Raw genomic sequence first — 18,710 nt, 5'->3', positions numbered from 1 at the left:
CGGCGACGGACGCGTGCCCCCGCGTGGCTCCCGGATGACCGGACGCGTGCGGCCGGAGACCGCCGTACGACGGGCGTGTGAGACGGATGGCTCCCGGTGTTCTCCTCCGGCTGGCTTAAGGTGTCCGGGACCCGGACGGCCGGACGGAGGGGGCCCGAGCCATGCCCGCGAGTGGGGCGGTGACCCGCAGCACCCTGCGCCAGCAGATAGCGGACGCGCTGCGTGACGAGGTGCTGGCGGGGCGTCTGCGGCCCGGCGAGGAGTTCACGGTCAAGCAGATAGCGGACCAGTACGGCGTTTCGACCACGCCCGTCCGCGAGGCGCTGGTCGACCTGTGCGCGCAGGGGTTGCTCGACTCCGACCAGCACCGGGGTTTCCGGGTGCACGAATTCTCGGTGGCCGACTACCGGGGGATGGTCGAGGCGCGGGCGCTCGTCGTGGAGGGTGTTCTGCGGGCGCTGCCGGTGCGATCCGGCCGCTTCGACGGATACATCGGCGCGCAGGGCACCCGGCTGCTGTCGGTGCGGCGGCGGGCGGAGGAGGCGTCCCGTGCCGCGCGCGGCGGTGATCTGGACATCCTGATCGGCTACGACCTCCGCTTCTGGCGAGAGCTCGGCGGCCTGATCACCAACCGCTACATCGCCGAATTCCTCCAGCGGCTGCGGGTGCAGTCCTGGGTCTTCGCCGTGCCGCATCTGCGGGTGGACCGCAATCCGTGCGCCTGGCTGTGGAACGGCTACGAGGAACTGGTCGGCGCGGTGACGCTCGCCGACCCGGGAGCCCTGGCCGCCGCGCTCGACGCGCACAACCAGCAGGCGCTGGCCTGGGCCGATCATCTGGAGAACCGCCCGCGATGAGTCCTTCTCCCACCGGACCCTCGGCCTCCGGTTCCTCCCGCTCTCCCGCCGGCGGTGTCGCGGATTCCCTCGGCGGCGGTCTCGTGGATTCCCTCGGCGGCGCTGTCGTGAGTTCCGCCGGCGGCGGAGCCATGGGTCCCCCCGGCGGTGCCGTCGCGGATCCTCCCCGCGGCGGTGTCACGGACTCCGCCGCCGACGTCGCTCGGCCCGCGTCGGTCGCGCGGGTCGCGCTCTCGGTGGTCGTCCCCGCGTACAACGAGGAGGAGCGACTGCCCGCCACCCTGGCGGCGATCCGCGCCCACCTCACCGCCGCCCCGGACCGCTGGGGCGACTGGGAGCTGATCGTCGCCGACGACGGCTCCACCGACGGCACCGCCCGGGTGGTGAGCGAGGCCGCCGCCGACGAGCCGCGCATCCGGCTGGAGCGGGACCCGGTGAACCGGGGCAAGGGCGGCGCGCTCCGGCGCGGAGTGCTCGCCTCCACCGGCCGGCGGGTACTGGTCACCGATGCCGACCTGGCCACCCCCATCGAGGAGTTGGACCGGCTGGCCGATGCCCTGGAACCGGCGGGGGGACAGCCCCGCGCGGCGGCGATCGGCTCGCGCGCGCTGCCCGGCTCCCGGATCGAGACACACCAGCACCGGCTGCGCGAATGGCTCGGCCGCCTCGGCAACCGGCTGATACGCGCTGTCGCGGTGCCCGGCATCCGGGACACCCAGTGCGGCTTCAAGCTGTTCGACGGCCCCCGCGTCCGCCGTGCCTTCGCGGACTCCCGGCTGAACGGCTGGGGCATCGACGTCGAGATCCTGCGCCACTTCCGCCGCGCCGGCTGGCCGGTGGCCGAGGTACCGGTGCGGTGGGCGCACCAGGACGGTTCCAAGGTGGGCGCGCCGGCGTACGCCCAGGTGCTGTGGGAACTCGTACGGCTCCGGGCCCGGGCGGTGCGACGGGTGGACCTGGTGGTCGCGGGACTGTTCCTGCTCGGCTCCGTCCTTCTCTACCGGGGCCTCTGGGCCGACCTGGACCACTCCTACCTGCGGGACTCGATGCAGGACCAGAACCAGTGGGAGTGGTTCTTCGCGGTCACCGCCGACAACGTCGGTCATCTCCGCAACCCGCTCTTCACCACCGCCCAGGGGTTTCCCGAGGGCGTGAACCTCATGGCGAACACCGTCATGCTGGGCCTCTCGGTGCCGCTCACCCCGGTGACCCTGGTCTTCGGACCGACGGTGACCTGGGCGCTGGTCCTCACCCTGGGACTGACCGCGACCGCCTGCGCCTGGTACTGGCTCTTCGCCCGGTGGGTGGTACGCGGCCGGTCGGCGCGCAGCCGGTGCGCGGCGGCGCTGGGAGCGGGACTGGCCGCCGCGGCGCCGCCGATGGTCTCGCACGGCACCGCCCACCCCAACTTCCTGGTCCTCTTCATGATCCCGGTGATCGTGGACCGGGCGCTGCGGCTCAGCGCCGGGCGCGCGGTGGTGCGGGACGGAGTGCTGCTCGGTCTCTTCACCGCGTACCAGATCTTCCTCGGCGAAGAGCCGCTGCTGCTGGCCGCCGTCGGGATGCTGCTGTTCGCGCTCTCCTACGCGCTGGCGCGCCGGGACGTCGTCCGCACCGCCGGCCCGCCGCTGCTGAAGGGGGTGGGCATCGCGGCGGTGGTGTGTCTGCCGCTGGTGGCGCTCCCGCTGTACTGGCAGTTCTTCGGACCGCAGAGCTACCACAGCGTGCTGCACGGCCCGGACGCCGGGAACAGTCCGCTGGCGCTGCTGGAGTTCTCCGGCCGTTCGCTGCTGGGCGACGAGGCCACGGCCGACCGGCTCGCGATGAACCGCACCGAGCAGAACGCGTTCTACGGCTGGCCGCTGATCGCACTGGCGGTGGCCGTGGCGGTACGGCTCTGGCGGCTGCCACTGGTCCGGGCGCTGGCCGCGACCGGCCTGGTGGCGGCGGCGCTCTCGCTGGGCACCCGGGTCCGGCTGCCGTACACGGACCTGGTGGTCCCGGGGCCGTGGCGGCTGCTGGCGGAGGCGCCGCTGTTCGAGTCGGTCATCGAGTCGCGGGTGGCGATGATCTGCGCGCCGGTCCTGGGCGCCGGGATCGCGCTGGCGGTGGAGCGGCTGGCCTTCTCGCGGTTCCCGGCGGTGCAGGTGGCCGGCCTGGTGGCGGTCGGCGCCGCGCTGCTCCCGATCCTGCCGACGCCCTACCCGGTGCGGGAGCGGGAGGCGGTGCCCGGGTTCGTGGCATACGGCACCTACCGGCAGTACCTGGGACCGGGCGAGACCCTGGTCCCGGTGCCGCTGCCGGACCCGAGCGGCGCCGACGCCCTGCACTGGCAGACGGCGGCGGACTTCGGTTTCCGGATGCCGGGCGGTTACTTCAACGGTCCCTGGGGCCCGGACCGCATCGGCATCTACGGAGCCACCCCCCGGTACACCTCCGACCTCCTCGGTGAGGTGCGGTGGAGCGGGCGCGTGCCGGCGATCGGGCCCGAGTGGCGGGCCCAGGCGCGCCGGGACCTGGCCGAGTGGAAGGCCGGGGTGCTGGTGCTGCCACCGCAGTACAACGAGGCGGCGCTGTACGAGACAGTGTCGAAGCTTCTGAGCCGAAAGGGTGAGCGGATCGGTGGCGCATGGGTATGGGATCTGCACTGAACCACGTTCGTACGCCCCGGTCCTCCTGCCCGTGCTCCGCGCCTCCCGGTGATGTCCGGCCGGACCGTGTTCCGGTGAGATGTACCTGGACATGCCCCTCCGTCCTCTCTGCTGGTCGGCTCCGGTCGGCCCCGGCCGGTGATCTCGGCTCAGCGCTCTCGTTTCATCGCTTTTGTTTCATCGGTTTTCGTGGTTTTCATGGTTTTCGTAGTTTTCGTTCACTGATCTTCATCAGGTCAGTGATGCCGGTGATATCGACGGTGTCGGCGATATCAGTGATATTCGTGATGTCCATCGGAAAGTGAGTGCCCCCTTGGCCTGTGATCTGTGGCTGGTCCCTCTGGTCGACGTGCTGTGCCAGAGCCCCGACAACCCCTTCGCCGAAGAGATCGCCACGTACGACAAGGCGCTGAGCGAGGCGGGGCTGCCGACCGTGCCCGTCTTCTCCTACATGCCGGGGCTCACGGGCGACGTGGCCCCGGTGGCCGGGTTCGACTACGACGCCCTGCATTTCCTGCGCCGGGTGTATCTGCTCCAGATCTGCGGGCTGCCGGTGACCCCGGTGGACGAACTGGGCGGGGATTACGAGCAGCTGCTGGAGATGTTCGAGCCGACCGCCCAGCAGTCCCACCTGGTCTGGCACTACGACCACGCGGGCGCGTATGTGCCGCTCGACTTCGCGGTGCCGCTCGCCACCGACGAGCTGATGGCCGGAGGGGGACCGCTGGGCTCGGCACAGGGGCTGCTGCGCGAGCTGGAGTACGTGGCACCGGCGATCGGCATCGACCCGGCCAACCCGCCGGCCCCGCCCGCGCCCCCGGCCCGGCCCACCACGCTGGAGGAGCCGGCCGGACCGATTCCGTACGACGAGAGCCCCTTCGCCCGGGAGCGGCACGTCTGGCTGGGGCTGCACGCGGCGGCGACGCGCAGCCTGGGACAGGGGTCGATGATCATCTTCAGCTGAGCCCCCGGATGCGCCCGGAGGCCCCGGAGACCCTGGAGTGCAAGGGAGCCGCAGCTCCGGCGCGGCCTCGGGACCGGGTCCGGGCCGTTCGGGAGTCGTACCGTACGGTGCCGAAAGCCTCCGACAGGCAAGGCAACTTCGGTACCGCCGTACGGGTGATTCAGCGCGGCTCGGGGGGCCGCTGGCGCGGCATGCTCGGGCGGGAGCCCGGCGGGGAGGACGGGAAGCGGGCGGCCGGCGGGCCCTGCTCCGGGCGCGCGGGCCCGCCGCCGGGGGCGGTGCGCATGGCCGGCGGCGGGGGGCCGGACCCGAACTCCACCATCCAGTCCGCCGTCTCCGCCCGGACCAGCTCCGTCACGTCCTCCATGAACCGGCGCAGCACCCCGAGGCACCGCTCGGACGCCTCGCCGGCCGTTCCCTCGGCCGGGCCCAGCACCTCCCGTACGCTCTCCGACGCCCAGTCGAACTGGAGCGCCTGGAGCCGGCGGTGCACGGCCTGGGCGGTGGCCACGTCCCGCATCCAGCCCGAGGTGACGCCGAAATACCGGTCGCAGGCCAGGCAGGCGGCGGCTCCCAGCAGCGCCAGGCACGCCCAGGCGGCGGCGCCGCGCACCGCCCCGGTCAGTTCGAGCAGCGGCAGGGCCGCCCCGGTGACACCGCACAGCGCCGTGCCGATCCGCAGCGTCCGGGCGCAACGGCGCTTGAGCAACCGGTCGGAGAGGTACCACTCGGCGGTGCGCAGGGCGTGCGTCTCGACCCAGCGGTAGAGCTCGTCCAGTCGCTCGGCCGGCTCGCCCCAGTCGCCGAGCGGCAGAGGGCGGCCGGTGAGGTCCTCGATGCGCGGACGGTCCCCGACGCGCGGGCGGTCGTCGCCGTGCCGGTGTCCGCCGCGCCACCGGCGGCCCCCGCCCACGCCCTCGCCGTGGGCGGGGCCGTCGGGCTGTCTCTCCGGCTGGCTCACCGGGGCCCTCCTCTGCGCTCTGCGTGACGTGCGATGCGTGACGTACCGTGACGTACGGTGCGTGAAGTTCCGTAACCGGTGCGCACGCTCTTTCCTACCGCCGAATGGCGGGTACGGCGGGGAAACCCCGGTATTTCCGCCCGCACGAGGCGGAGCGCTCGGGTACGGGCCGGGTCTCTGTTTCACCTGTACGAGGGATGGCGCTCGGCCTGCGGACCGTCCCGGACCCGGCCCGGACCGGGTGCGGGACGGTGTCCGGAGGCGCCGGTCGGTACGGCTCCGGGCCGATGACCGTACGGATGAAGCGCGGCGACCGGGGACCACGTAGGCTCGGCATACCGAACATCCGTTGTCGAACAGCCAGGAGTGACCGTGATTCCCGGTGGTGGCCAGCCCAATATGCAGCAGCTGCTCCAGCAGGCCCAGAAAATGCAGCAGGATCTCGCGAAGGCCCAGGAAGAGCTGGCCGCGACCGAGGTCGAAGGCCAGGCGGGCGGCGGTCTGGTGAGGGCCACGGTCACCGGCGGCGGCGAGCTGCGCAACCTGGTGATCGACCCCAAGGCGGTGGACCCGGAGGACACCGAGACGCTGGCCGATCTGGTGGTGGCGGCGGTGCAGGCGGCCAACCAGAACGCCCAGACCCTCCAGCAGCAGAAGCTCGGCCCGCTCGCCCAGGGGCTGGGCGGCGGCGGGATCCCGGGCCTGCCCTTCTGATCCTCCCGCACGGGACCGTCCGGGCCGGGACCGCCCGGACCGGACGGGCCTTCTCACTGCCGGGCCCAGCAACTACGGTAAGCAGCACAGCACTCCAGGAGAGGCATTCCGTTGTACGAAGGCGTGGTTCAGGACCTCATCGACGAACTGGGCAGACTGCCCGGCGTCGGTCCCAAGAGCGCCCAGCGGATCGCCTTCCACATCCTCCAGGCCGAGCCCACCGACGTACGCCGCCTCGCCCATGCCCTCCTGGAGGTCAAGGACAAGGTCCGGTTCTGCGCGGTGTGCGGGAACGTCGCGCAGGAGGAGCGGTGCGGCATCTGCCGCGACCCCCGCCGGGAGGACGCGGTCATCTGCGTGGTCGAGGAGCCCAAGGACGTCGTCGCGATCGAGCGGACGCGCGAATTCCGGGGGCGGTATCACGTGCTGGGCGGCGCGATCAGCCCGATCGAAGGCGTCGGACCGGACGATCTGCGCATCCGTGAGCTGCTCGCCCGGCTCGCGGACGGCACGGTCACCGAGCTGATCCTGGCCACCGACCCCAACCTGGAAGGGGAGGCCACCGCGACGTACCTGGCGCGGATGGTCAAACCGATGGGGCTGAAGGTCACGCGCCTCGCCAGCGGGCTTCCCGTTGGCGGGGACCTGGAATACGCCGACGAGGTCACTCTCGGGCGAGCGTTCGAAGGGAGACGACTCCTCGATGTCTGACGCCACACTGCACGCGCACGGGCTCGACCCGGACAGTTTCGCGGTCCAGATCGCCGACTCGATCGAGTCCTTCATCGTCGCCACCACCGAGGTGGCCAAGGGCGACGAACCCGACAGCGCGGTTCCCTTCCTGCTCCTGGAGGTCTCGCAGCTGCTGCTGGCGGGCGGGCGGCTGGGCGCGCACGAGGACATCGTCCCCGAGGAGCGGTACGAGCCCGATCCGGGCCCCGAGCTGGACATGGACGAGCTGCGGGAGCGGTTCGCGGTGCTGCTGGACCCGGTGGACGTCTTCTCCGAGGTCTTCGACCCGTACGAGCCCCGCCGGGCACCGGTGCCGTGCCGGATCTCGGACAACCTGGCCGACATCGTCGCCGACCTGCGCCACGGGCTGACCCACTACCGGGCGGGCCGCACCACCGAGGCGCTGTGGTGGTGGCAGTTCTCGTACTTCTCCAACTGGGGCCCGACCGCCTCCGCGACCCTGCGCGCCCTTCAGTCGCTGGTCTCGCACGTCCGGCTGGACCAGCCACTGGAGGCGCTGGACGGGCTGGACACCGACGAGGACCTGGCCGAGGACACCCTGGCCGAGGAGGCGGGCCGGGTCATGGCCGCCGAGATCCTGGGCCCGCTGGGCCTGCGTACCGCCAAATAACCCCGCCGTCGGCCCGGGCCGACGGTGTCACCCGGACGGCCGGGGCCGCCGTGCCCCGGGCACGGGCGCGCGTGAGCCGCCTCACGTTCCGGATAAGCAGGCGCGGCCGGGGCAGGCACTCCGGCGAGCGGCCGTGGGGCGCTCTCACGGCGATCGCCGGACCGCTCCGCGCGGACCGCGCCGGTACCGGCCGGTCAGTGACCGATCGGTGGCGGCCAGGAGGCGATCGTCCGGGGAGGATCACCTGCCGATCGGGACGATCGGTGGTCGATCACCTGTTGATCACAGGGTGAGCGGGACATCTCACCATGTGATTGTTCAGGGGCGCTTTTCGGCCGCTCGTTAGACTGAGCCGACCGCACAACGGACTGAGCGAGGAGCGCACGTGGGCCTTGTCGTGCAGAAGTACGGAGGCTCCTCCGTAGCCGATGCCGAGGGCATCAAGCGCGTCGCCAAGCGAATCGTCGATGCCAAGAAGAGCGGCCACCAGGTGGTCGTCGTGGTATCCGCGATGGGCGACACGACGGACGAGTTGATCGATCTCGCCGAGCAGGTATCCCCGATCCCTGCCGGACGCGAATTCGACATGCTGCTGACCGCCGGAGAGCGGATCTCCATGGCGCTGCTGGCCATGGCGATCAAAAACCTGGGCCACGAGGCGCAGTCGTTCACCGGCAGCCAGGCCGGCGTCATCACCGACTCGGTCCACAACAAGGCGCGCATCATCGATGTCACGCCGGGCCGGATCCGTACGGCGCTCGACGAGGGCAACATCGCCATCGTCGCGGGCTTCCAGGGCGTCTCCCAGGATAAGAAGGACATCACCACCCTCGGCCGCGGTGGCTCCGACACCACCGCCGTCGCGCTCGCCGCGGCGCTGGACGCCGAGGTCTGTGAGATCTACACCGATGTCGACGGCGTCTTCACCGCCGACCCCCGGGTCGTGAAGAAGGCCCGGAAGATCGACTGGATCTCCTTCGAGGACATGCTGGAGCTCGCCAGCTCCGGCTCCAAGGTGCTGCTGCACCGGTGCGTCGAGTACGCACGCCGATACAACATCCCGATCCACGTCCGGTCCTCGTTCTCGGGGCTCCAGGGCACCTGGGTCAGCAACGAACCGCGAGGGGACCGCAAGGTGGAGCAGGCCATCATCTCCGGTGTCGCCCACGACACCTCCGAGGCGAAGATCACTGTCGTCGGAGTGCCGGACAAGCCGGGCGAGGCCGCCGCGATCTTCCGCGCCATCGCGGACAACGAGATCAACATCGACATGGTGGTGCAGAACGTCTCCGCCGCGTCCACCGGGCTGACCGACATCTCCTTCACCCTGCCCAAGGCGGAGGGCCGCAAGGCCATCGACGCCCTGGAGAAGCAGAAGGCGGGCGTCGGCTTCGAGTCGCTGCGGTACGACGACCAGATCGCCAAGATCTCGCTGGTCGGCGCCGGTATGAAGACCAACCCGGGCGTGACCGCCGGCTTCTTCGAGGCGCTGTCGGACGCGGGTGTCAACATTGAGCTGATCTCCACCTCGGAGATCCGTATCTCGGTGGTCACCCGCGCCGAGGACGTCACCGAGGCCGTGCGCGCCGTGCACACCGCCTTCGGCCTCGACAGCGACTCGGACGAGGCGGTCGTCTACGGCGGCACCGGCCGGTGACCCCTGCCGCCCGCCCCGGTCGCCGGGCGGTGGCGCCGCTGCGCGCCGCCGCCCGGCGACCCGGTGCGCGGACGGCTCCCGGCCCCGGTCCGATCGGTCGTGGTCCCGGTCCCGGTCCCGCCGGTCATGGTCCCGGTCCCCGTGGGGGCGCCGGGCCCGCCCGGATTTCCGGCGCCCGGGTCCCCGGCGCGCGGGCGGCCGGCTGATGGCGCGCAAGCCGGCGCTGGCGGTGGTCGGGGCGACCGGGGCCGTCGGCGCGGTGATGCTCGGCATCCTGTCGCAGCACGCCGATGTCTGGGGTGAGATCAGGCTGCTCGCGTCCCCGCGCTCGGCCGGCCGCACCCTGACCGTGCGTGGCGAGCCGACCGAGGTGCGGGCGGTCACCGAGGAGTCGCTGGCCGGCGCCGACGTGGCGCTGTTCCTGGCGCCCGGGGAGGTGGCCGCGCGCTGGGCGCCGGTCGCCGCCGGGCGGGGCACCGTCGTGGTGGACGCCTCGCCCGCCTTCCGGGACGACCCGGACGTGCCGCTGGTGGTCCCCGAGATCAACGGCCATGCCGCCCGGGTCCGCCCGCTCGGCATCGTCGCGTCCCCCGGGTGCACCACCCTGGCGCTGATCGTCGCGGTGGGCGCCCTGCACGCCGAGTTCGGGCTGACCGAGCTGGTCGTCTCCGCGTATCAGGCGGCTGGTGGCGCCGGACGGGCCGGGGTCGCCGCCCTGCGCGAGCAACTGGCCGCGGTGGCCGGTACGGAGCTGGGTACGGCCCCCGGCGATGTGCGGCGGGCCCTGGGCGACGCCGCGGCCGGGCCGTTCGCCGCCCCACTGGCCCTGAACGTGGTGCCCTGGTCCGGCACGCTCCAGGCGGACGGCTGGTCCTCCGAGGAACTGCGGATCCGCGCCGAGACCCGCCGGATCCTGGGCCTGCCCGGGCTGCCGGTGGCGGCCACCTGTGTACGTGTCCCGGTGATCGGCGCCCACTCCGTCTCCGTGCACGCCCGGTTCGAGCGGCCGGTGGAGGTCGCCAGGGCGCACGAGATCCTGGCCACCTCGCCGGGCGTGGTGCTCTACGACGATCCGGCGGCAGCCGGCTTCCCGACCCCGGCCGACGTGGTGGGCACCGACCCGACCTGGGTCGGCCGGGTGCGGCGGGCGCCGGACGACGAACGGGCGCTGGAACTCTTCGTCTGCGGCGACAATCTGCGCAAAGGCGGCGCACTGAACGCCGCTCAGATCGCGGAGGCCGTCGCGGCGGAATTGCCGCTGGACTGAGCTGTTGAGCTTTGTAGGATTCGTGAACGCCCTGTGAGCACAGCTCCGGCCGGGACCGCGTGAACCGGGGCGACGACAGATCCGGTGACACCGGCCCGTCCTTCCGCAACCGGCGGCCGGGCGAACGGCGTCTACGCGGTCGCCCCTCGCGCCGTCGGCGCGGGCCGGGCCCATGGGGAAGAGCGGGTACGCATGAGGGCAAACGACGCACCGGACGCGCCGTCAAACGTGGTCGCGCGCGCGTACAACCCTGACGGGGGGCAGCGTGTCCAACAGGCGTGGCAGAGGTACTCGACATCACAGCGGCGGTCCGGCCGGGGATCCGCTCGGCCGCTTCCGCGGTGGTCCCGTTCCGCAGGGGCGGTCCGGCCGGGGGCGCCGTGCGCCCGTCCGGCCGTTCGTCCCGCCGTACGGGCGGGCTGCCGGTGATCGCCCCCGTGCCCGCCACCGGGCCGGTGCGCATCCCGCCGCAGGTGCCGTCCGCCGCGGCTCCGGCTGCCCTGCCCGCGCCCGCCGCTGCGCCGCCCCCGGGCATATCCGGGCCCGCGCCCTCGGCCACCGCCTCGCTCCCGCCGGGCACGTCCGCTCCGGCGCTTCCGCCGGCCGGGTCCGTGCCGTCCGCCGGGCGTACGGGCCCTGACATGGCGATGGCCGCCGAGACGACCACCGTCAGCGGGACGACCGTCGATCACCTCACCGAGACCTACCGCGTCCACTACCGGTCGCTGCTGGGGCTCGCCGCGTTGCTGCTCGACGACACGGCCTCCTGCGAGGACGTCGTCCAGGAGGCGTTCATCCGCGTCCACTCGGCGCGCAAGCGGGTCCGCGACCGGGAGAAGACCCTGGCGTATCTGCGCCAGACCGTGGTGAACCTCTCCCGCTCCGCGCTGCGCCGCCGCATCCTCGGGCTGAAGCTGTTGTCGAAGCCGATGCCCGACATGGCGAGCGCCGAGGAGGGGGCGTACGACCAGCTGGAGCGGGACGCGCTCATCAAGGCGATGCGCGGACTCCAGCGCCGGCAGCGCGAGGTGCTCGTGCTCCGGTACTTCGCCGACATGACGGAGGCACAGGTCGCGGAGACGCTGGGGATATCGCTCGGCTCGGTGAAGGCGTACGGCTCCCGGGGCATCGCGGCGCTGCGCGTCGCCATGGAGGACCCGGCATGAACGGGCGTGGCCTCGGCAGAGACGGACATGGCCCCGGCGGAAGCGGACGTGGCCCCGGCAGGGACAGGCAAGGCCCCGGCAGGCGCGAGCGTGCCGCCGGCAGAAGCGAGAGCGTCCCCGGCAGGACCGAGCACGGTCCGCCGGGCGACCGGACTGGAAACGAGACTGTGAACAACGGGCCGGAACGTGGCCGCCATCCCGGAGAGGTATCCGGAGAGGCACCCGGAGAAACGCCCGGAGGGCAGCACGACGGAGCTTCCGGGGGGCGATCCGGTGACCACCTCGGCGGGCACTCCGGGACGCCGGACGACGGGCTGACCGGGGACGGCCTGACCGGGGACGAACGGGCGCTGCGTCAGCTGCTGCACGGCGCGGTACGGGACCTCCGGCCCGCCGACGGCTCGCTCGACCTGCTGCGCCGGGCGGTGCCCGAGCGGCGTGCCCGCAAGCGGCAACTGGCCGTGGGCGCGGCGGCGGCCGCCCTGCTGTTCGGTACGGCGGTTCCCGCGTTCTTCCATGTGGCGGGGACCGGCTCCACCGCCGAGGACCGCGCGATCACCGCCGGCCACGGCGAGCAGGTCCACGACGGCACCGACGCGGAGCCGGGGCAGGGCGAGCGGACGCGGCCGTCGAGCCGGCCACCCGGCGAGCGGGCGACCGGGGGCGGCGAGACCGGTGCCGACGGTGCCCGGCCGAAGCTTCCGGGACCGGGGGCCTCCCCGGGCGCGTCGCCCGGCACCGCCCCGGGGACGGCGCCGGAGACGGCGGCCGGCTCCGCGGCCCCGGACGCGCCGGTGTGCGGACCCAAGGGACTGGGCGTGACCGTCGCCGAGGCGGGCAGGCCCGAGCCGGACGGCAAGGTCTACGGGACCTTCCGGGTCACCAATGTCTCGGGCGCCGAGTGCCTGGTGGGCGGTGACGGCGCGGTCGCCGTACGGGCCGCCGGGGCGGCCGACGCGGGCCGGATCGGCGTGGTCCGGCACACGGCGGGTGACCCGGCGACCGGGTTGCCGGACACTCCGGCGGAGAACCGGCTGCTGCTGCGGCCGGCCGCGGCGTACGAGGTGAAGTTCGCCTGGGTGCCGAGCGAGACCTGCCCGGCCGGCGGGGGCGGTACGTCCCCCGGGCCGAGCCCGTCCGGCGACACCCCCTCCTCCGGGGACTCCGGCGGGACCGGTGGCACCGGCGGCCCGAACGACACGGGACCGGCGGCCGAACCGCAGGCCCAGCTGGGCACGGGGGACGGCACTCCGGAGGCCGGCAGTGTCACGGTCACCCACACCGCCGAGGGCGGCGCCCCGGAGGCCCGGGCCACGGTCGACAACGCCTGCGCGGGCACCGTCTACCACACGGGCGCCCTGCCCACGGAGTGACCGGCCGGGCGTCACCGCACGGTGCGACACCGTACGTGCGAACGGGGCGGGGGCACGGGGCGTGGCCACCGGGGGGACGGGGGCGCCCAGCCCCTCCTGGTTCCCGGCGTGCCCGCCCGGGGTCCGGCCCCGATCCTCAGGCGGTCAGCCCGAGTGCCTGGTCCCGGGCCTGCTCGGCCTCGCGGCGGAAGAGCCGGAACCACATGAAGAGGACAAAGCCGGCGAAGACGAACCACTCGCCGGTGTAGCCGAGGTTCTGGAACGCCTTGAGATCCAGCCCGCTGCCCTCGGGCAGGGTCGCGGGCACCGGCGTCAGGCCGGCGGGCGCGTCGGTGAGGGTGATCCACGCGTCGTACACCTCGCCCGGCACCAGGTTGACCAGTGAGGCGGCGCTGATCATCCCGACCTGTCCGGCCGGCAGTCCGCCCGCCGCGTGCACGCCCTTGGTGCCGGCGTTCTCGGAGGCCTGCAGCGCGCCCGTGACGGTGACCTCACCGTCCGGCACGCCGGGCGCCCGGGCCCCTTCGGGCAGCCAGCCCCGAACCACCGGAAGCGCCTTGCCACCGTCCCGGTCCGCCGGTCCGCCGGTCCGCAGCAGGGTGAGGACGTACGAGCCGGTGCGCCCGTCCAGCTCCCGCCCCGGCACCAGGAACTGCTCCCCGTACCGCCCGGTCACCGTGGCGTGCCGCCCGGAGGTCTCCGAGGTGACCGGCAGCAGCGAGGCCAGCGGCGCGGCCCGCACCGAACCGGGGTCCGGCCGCTGCTCCGCCGCCCGGTGTGTGTCCACCCGGTCCTCGAACTTACCCAGCTGCCAGGTGCCCATGAACACGCAGAACGGGATCGCCAGCAGGACGAAGGCGTTGATCCCCCACCAGCGGGGCGTCGTCAGGAACCGGTACACCCCTCCACGGTACGGAACCCGCTCGCCCTCCCTCCGCCCGGGTCGCCTCCCGGCCGGCCCCCGACCGCCTCCGGTCGCCCCGGCCAGCTCACCGGACCGCCTCCGGGTGCCCCCGGTCACCTGCCGGTCGTCCCCGCCGGCAACCGAACCGTCCGCCGGTCGTCCCGGGCACCCGCCGGACGTGCGCCGCACCGCCTTCAGGGGCCCTCGGACCACCTCCCGATCACCTCCGGCCGGCGTTCGAGCTCCCTCCGGGCGCCTTGGCCGCCCTCTGGACCGTCTCCGGGTGCTCCCGGTCACACGCCGGACCGCCCCGATTTCATCTCCGGTCCGGACCGCCTCCCGACCGCTCCCGGAAGCCCGCAGGACCCGCTCCGGGCCACCCACCTGGCGTATCCCGGACCGCCTCCTGCTTGCCCCCGGTCACCTGCCCGACCGTCGCCCGGTCGCCGGCCGGCCCCCGGACCGCCTCCCGACCGCTCCCGGAAGCCCGCAGCGCCTGCTCCCGGCCACCCGCCCGGCGCCTCCCGGACCGATGTCCCTAGCATCCTGGCCGCAGCCCCGGTCCCGCGGGCAGCCCCGCTCGCCGCCACCCACCCTCACACCTCCGTACTCCCACTCCTTCCCGTCACTCCGCGGCAGCCTCCTCGCTCCGGGCCGGCGGCAGCTGCCGGGCGACGAAGTCCAGCTCCAGCCGGACCTGCTTGATCCGCTCCTCCACCACGAGCGAGCCGTGCCCGGCGTCGTACCGGTAGACCTCGTGCACCGCGCCCCGGGCGGCGAGCCGGTCGACGTAGTTCTCCACCTGCCGGATCGGGCAGCGCGGGTCGTTGACGCCCGCCGAGATGTAGACCGGAGCCCGGACCTCGTCCACGTACGTCAGCGGCGAGGAGGCCCTGAACCGCTCCGGCACCTCCTCGGGCGACCCGCCGAACAGCGTCCGGTCCATCGCCTTCAGCGCCTCCATCTCGTCGTGGTACGCCGTCACATAGTCGGCCACCGGCACCGCGGCCACGCCCACCGCCCAGGCGTCCGGCTGGGTGCCGAGCCCCAGCAGGGTGAGATAGCCGCCCCAGGAACCGCCGGTCAGCACCAGCCGGGCCGGGTCGGCCAGCCCCGAGGCCACCGCCCACTCCCGGACGGCGGCCACGTCCTCCAGCTCGATGAGCCCGACCCGGTGCTTGAGGGCGTCCGTCCACTCCCGGCCATAACCGGTGGAGCCCCGGTAGTTGACCCGGACGACCGCGTACCCGTGGTCCACCCAGGCGGCCGGGCCGGCGGCGAAGGCGTCGCTGTCGTGCCAGGTGGGACCGCCATGTATGTCGAAGACGGTGGGCAGCGGCCCGGTCACCCCGGCCGGCCGCTGGACGAGCGCGTGGATCCGGCCCCCGGGGCCGTCCACCCAGACGTCCTCCACGGCCACCGAGTCGGGGGCCTTCTCGCCGGGCGCGTCGAGCACCACGCCGCCGGTCGTGGACCGCACCGCCGACGGCCGGGCGGCGGACGACCAGAGGTACTCCACCGTCCCGTCGGGCCGGGCGGTGGCGCCCGACACCGAGCCGGGCGGGGTGTCCAGCCGGACCGGCTCCCGGCGGGCGATGTCGTACCGCCAGAGCTCGCTGCGCGCCTCGAAGTCGTGCACGATCAGCAGCCCGGAGCCGTCCGGATACCACTCGGCCGACACATCGCCCGGCAGATCGAGCCCCAGGTCCGTCTCGGTGCCCGTGGCCACGTCCCAGATCATCGGCTCCCAGCGCCCCCGCCGCTGGTGACCGACGAGCAGCCGGGTGTCCCCGTCCACCGGGGCGAAGCCCAGCACGCTCAGGCCCAGCTCGCGTGTACCGCCCGCGGTGTCGTCCAACTCGGCGACGGTGGAACCGTCCGGCCGGACGACACGGAGCGCCGCGTGCATGGCGTCCCCGTGCTCGGTGTGCTCCAGCGCGATCAGCAGGCCGTCGTGGGACAGGTCCCCGACCCCTGCCGACTCCCGGTGCCGGTAGATCTCGACCGGCTCACCCCCGGGCCGCAGCACGTGCACGGTGGTGCCGACCTCGTCGGTGGACCGGCCGATCACCGCCGTACCGTCCCGGCCGAGCGCGAGCCCCGCCGAATAGCCGGGCGCCAGCCCGGGCACGGCGGGCTCGTCCTCCCCGCCGTGGAACGGCTGGCGCATCCACACGCCGAACTCGTCCCCGTCGGTGTCCGAGAACCACCACACCCACGCCCCGTCCGCGGTCAGGGTGCCGTCGGTGGTCCCGTTGGCCCGGTCGGTCACCTGCCGCCGGTGGCCGCTCTCCCGGTCCCAGGCGTACAGCTCGTACGTCCCGGTCGCGTTGGACACGAACAGCCCCCGCCCGGGCGCGTCCCACGCCCATTCCGGCAATGACACCCGTGGTGCCCGGAACCGCCGCTCCCAGTCGGGCACCGTCTTCGTCTCGGTCGGATCAGTCATGCCCCCATGAAACCCGATCCCCCCGACATCCCTCCCACCCTGTGGACAACCGCCCACCGAACCCACCCCCCTGTGGACAACTCACGCGCATCGCGTCTCCCCACTGTCCCGCGACCGCTCAGCCGCCCCCGCCCGCCGCCCCGCCCGTCTCTGCCGCGCCCCCGGCCCGCGCCCCGGCCCCACCCCCCGCCCCCACCTCGTCCTCCGCCCCGTCCCCGCTCTCCAGACAGCACCACACGAAGTCCCGTACCACGGGGTTGCCGTCGTCCGCCGGAGCCCAGGCCACCCCGATCCGGCTCGGGCCGATCCCGCTGACGGGGCGGTACGTGATTCCCGGACGGGCGTAGAAGCGCGCCGAGGACGCGGGCGCCAGGGCGACGCCGTAGCCGTTGGCGATGGCACTCAGCCACTCGTCGGGCTGGTCGGTGACGGCCCCGACACGGACCGGGTGGCCGTCCCGCTCGCCGGCGGCCAGCCAGTAGTCCCGCCACTCGCCGGTCTCGGCCGGGGCCGCCACGAACGGCTCGTCCCACAGCTCCCGGAACGGCACCACCGCACGCGCCGCCAGTGGATGCGCCGAGGGCAGTGCCACCCAGCGGGGTTCGGCGAACAGCACTGCCCGCCGCAACCGTTCCTGCCCCGGGAAGGGCAGCCGCAGCAGCGCGGCATCGACGGTCCCGGCGGCGAGCCCGGCCGTCGGATCCGACCAGGCGGCCTGTCGCATGTCGACCCGCCAGCCCGGCCGGCGGCGGGCGAACCCGGCGATGATCCGGGGCGTCGCCTCATTGGCGGCGCTGGCCAGAAAGCCGACCCGCAGCACCCGCTCCGCCCGGCTCGCCGTGCCCCGCACCTCCCGCAGCGCGGTGTCCCACCCGGCCAACAGCCCGGGCGCCCGCTCCGCCAGCGCCCGGCCCGCCGCGGTCAGCGCCATGCCCGCCCGGGACCGTACGAACAACGGCACGCCGAGCCGGTTCTCCAACTGCTTGATCTGCTTGGTCAGCGCCGGCTGGGAGACGAACAGCCGCTCCGCCGCCCCGGTCAGGCTGCCCTCCTCGGCCACCGCGGCGAACGAGCGCAGCAGCCGGGTGTCCACGTCCATTCCACCAGGTTATGGAAGCCGCTATTGGACGCTCCGCGAGGGCCCCGACGAGGCTGGGCACACCGCCCCGCCGGAAAGGGAGAGCACCCATGCACCTCGCCCAAGTGATCGTCACCGCCGTCACCATCGCGGCCAACGCCGGGATCGCCGCAGCCGACTTCGCCAAGGCCAAGTCCGTCCTGGCCAACTCCGCCGAGGTGCAGCTCCCGCCCTCCTGGCTCCCCTGGCTGGCCACCCTCAAGGCCGCCGGCGCCGCCGGGCTCCTCCTCGGCCTGCTGGGTCTCCGGCCCCTCGGCATCGCCGCCGCGACGGGCCTCGTCCTCTTCTACACCGGCGCCGTCATCACCCACATCCGCGCCCGCGTCCACCACAACATCGCCTTCCCCGGCGCCTACCTCGCCCTGGCCGTCGCCTCCCTCCTCCTGGCCCTCGCCACCGGAGCATGACCGGAGCCGGCCACAGTGCCCGCCCCGGCCCACCCGACCCCGGCGGCCGTGACGCCGGACTCCAGGCCCTCACCCAGCAGCGGGTGCTCGGACTCCGACGCGCGGACGGCCCCTGACCTCGGGGGCCCCGCGCTGTCTTCTCCCGGACGTCACCCAGATGTGTTCCCCGAGATGCAGAAAGGGTCTGATCCTCACTGAGGATCAGACCCTTGACCTGGTCTTACGAAGTCGGGGTGGCGGGATTTGAACCCACGACCTCTTCGTCCCGAAGCAACCGAGATCACCCGCCGGACAGGAGGGATCGTGGCGCTGAGCTGCTGTGATGGTCCGCAGTCGTCCGCCCGCGTTCGTCGTTGTTTGCCGCTGTTGTCACGCAGTTAGACACGCACTTGCCGCAGGCGAACCGCTTCCTCTGCCTACCACTCGCCCCTGGCTGCCATCCCGTGTGCCTCGACCCAACACGTACGTGGAGCGGGCGCGGTGCCGGGCGTCAAGGTGGAGCGCCCCACTGGACGAACGACCTTGACGCCCGGTGCCGTGTCTGCTCGCCTTGGCTGGGCCGAGGCACGCGGGATGGCAGCCGTTTTCACGTCCGCCCCCACCGACCCGCGCCCGCCGGACAAGCCCCCGGCCATCCCGGCGTCTGGCCCCCGCCGGAGGCATAGATCTTTCCCTGACCCCGCACTCCCCCCGCTTCCCTTTGCTTCCGCCGTCGTCCTCCGGTGCCCCGGCCGACGACAGCACCCCGGTCCATGGGCTGTGCCCGGCCTGCTCCCGTCCGCTGAACCCGGGACTTCGGGTGCGGCGGGGCCTGGACGGCTTACCGCGGAGTGGTTGTT

15 protein-coding genes are annotated in these 18,710 nt (G+C 73.4%); 11 read left to right on the top strand and 4 right to left on the bottom strand.

The features are described 5' to 3' along the window. The first annotated feature begins 161 nt into the window (after positions 1-161). The 3 genes from NX801_RS24005 to NX801_RS23995 all read left to right on the top strand — a co-directional run bounded on the left by NX801_RS24005 (position 162) and on the right by NX801_RS23995 (position 4,472). On the top strand, positions 162-857 hold the full coding sequence (locus NX801_RS24005) for a GntR family transcriptional regulator (protein WP_258789966.1): 696 nt from the start codon (positions 162-164) through the stop codon (positions 855-857). Between the two features lie 131 nt (positions 858-988). Further along, a complete protein-coding gene (locus NX801_RS24000; RefSeq protein WP_258789965.1) occupies positions 989-3,508 on the top strand; it encodes a dolichyl-phosphate beta-glucosyltransferase in 2,520 nt (839 codons plus the stop codon). 313 nt (positions 3,509-3,821) lie between these two features. Next, positions 3,822-4,472 (top strand): hypothetical protein, encoded by a 651-nt coding sequence (locus tag NX801_RS23995; protein ID WP_258790036.1) that lies wholly within the window; start codon positions 3,822-3,824, stop codon positions 4,470-4,472. A 160-nt stretch (positions 4,473-4,632) separates the two neighbouring features. On the opposite strand, the gene NX801_RS23990 is transcribed toward NX801_RS23995, so the two are convergent. Then, positions 4,633-5,433 carry an SLATT domain-containing protein gene (locus tag NX801_RS23990; protein WP_428986214.1) on the bottom strand — a complete coding sequence of 267 codons (801 nt, stop codon included), beginning with the start codon at positions 5,431-5,433 and terminating at the stop codon, positions 4,633-4,635. 372 nt (positions 5,434-5,805) lie between these two features. Here NX801_RS23990 and NX801_RS23985 point away from each other — a divergent pair, with 372 nt between their 5' ends. The 7 genes from NX801_RS23985 to NX801_RS23955 all read left to right on the top strand — a co-directional run bounded on the left by NX801_RS23985 (position 5,806) and on the right by NX801_RS23955 (position 12,973). Next, on the top strand, positions 5,806-6,147 hold the full coding sequence (locus tag NX801_RS23985) for a YbaB/EbfC family nucleoid-associated protein (protein ID WP_258789964.1): 342 nt from the start codon (positions 5,806-5,808) through the stop codon (positions 6,145-6,147). Positions 6,148-6,258: 111 nt separating this feature from the next. Beyond that, positions 6,259-6,858, top strand: coding sequence for a recombination mediator RecR (gene recR / locus NX801_RS23980; protein ID WP_258789963.1), 600 nt, complete (start codon positions 6,259-6,261; stop codon positions 6,856-6,858). Then, on the top strand, positions 6,851-7,510 hold the full coding sequence (locus NX801_RS23975; protein ID WP_258789962.1) for a DUF5063 domain-containing protein: 660 nt from the start codon (positions 6,851-6,853) through the stop codon (positions 7,508-7,510). Before recR ends, NX801_RS23975 begins: the two co-directional genes overlap by 8 nt. A 385-nt stretch (positions 7,511-7,895) precedes the next feature. Next, positions 7,896-9,167: an aspartate kinase gene (locus NX801_RS23970; RefSeq protein WP_258789961.1), complete on the top strand. Its 1,272-nt coding sequence runs from the start codon at positions 7,896-7,898 to the stop codon at positions 9,165-9,167. Positions 9,168-9,372: 205 nt separating this feature from the next. Beyond that, positions 9,373-10,434 (top strand): aspartate-semialdehyde dehydrogenase, encoded by a 1,062-nt coding sequence (locus NX801_RS23965; protein WP_428986213.1) that lies wholly within the window; start codon positions 9,373-9,375, stop codon positions 10,432-10,434. Positions 10,435-10,907: 473 nt separating this feature from the next. Further along, on the top strand, positions 10,908-11,600 hold the full coding sequence (locus tag NX801_RS23960) for a SigE family RNA polymerase sigma factor (RefSeq protein WP_428986219.1): 693 nt from the start codon (positions 10,908-10,910) through the stop codon (positions 11,598-11,600). A gap of 167 nt (positions 11,601-11,767) precedes the next feature. Continuing rightward, on the top strand, positions 11,768-12,973 hold the full coding sequence (locus NX801_RS23955) for a hypothetical protein (protein WP_258789960.1): 1,206 nt from the start codon (positions 11,768-11,770) through the stop codon (positions 12,971-12,973). Between the two features lie 136 nt (positions 12,974-13,109). Here the strand turns inward: NX801_RS23955 and NX801_RS23950 are convergent, their stop codons facing one another. From NX801_RS23950 to NX801_RS23940, 3 genes are all read right to left on the bottom strand, one after another. Beyond that, positions 13,110-13,874, bottom strand: a complete 765-nt coding sequence (locus NX801_RS23950; RefSeq protein WP_258789959.1) for an SURF1 family protein — start codon at positions 13,872-13,874, stop codon at positions 13,110-13,112. 628 nt (positions 13,875-14,502) lie between these two features. Continuing rightward, positions 14,503-16,326 carry a S9 family peptidase gene (locus NX801_RS23945; protein WP_258789958.1) on the bottom strand — a complete coding sequence of 608 codons (1,824 nt, stop codon included), beginning with the start codon at positions 16,324-16,326 and terminating at the stop codon, positions 14,503-14,505. 118 nt (positions 16,327-16,444) lie between these two features. After that, positions 16,445-17,425 carry a LysR family transcriptional regulator gene (locus NX801_RS23940; RefSeq protein WP_258789957.1) on the bottom strand — a complete coding sequence of 327 codons (981 nt, stop codon included), beginning with the start codon at positions 17,423-17,425 and terminating at the stop codon, positions 16,445-16,447. Positions 17,426-17,514: 89 nt separating this feature from the next. Here NX801_RS23940 and NX801_RS23935 point away from each other — a divergent pair, with 89 nt between their 5' ends. After that, positions 17,515-17,871, top strand: coding sequence for a DoxX family protein (locus NX801_RS23935; protein ID WP_258789956.1), 357 nt, complete (start codon positions 17,515-17,517; stop codon positions 17,869-17,871). Positions 17,872-18,710 lie beyond the last annotated feature (839 nt).

The sequence above is a fragment of the Streptomyces pyxinae genome, assembly GCF_024756275.1.
GTDB classification, from domain to species: Bacteria; Actinomycetota; Actinomycetes; order Streptomycetales; family Streptomycetaceae; genus Streptomyces; species Streptomyces pyxinae.
Note: the sequence above shows the minus strand (reverse complement) of the source record. Positions and strands in the feature narration are given on the sequence as shown.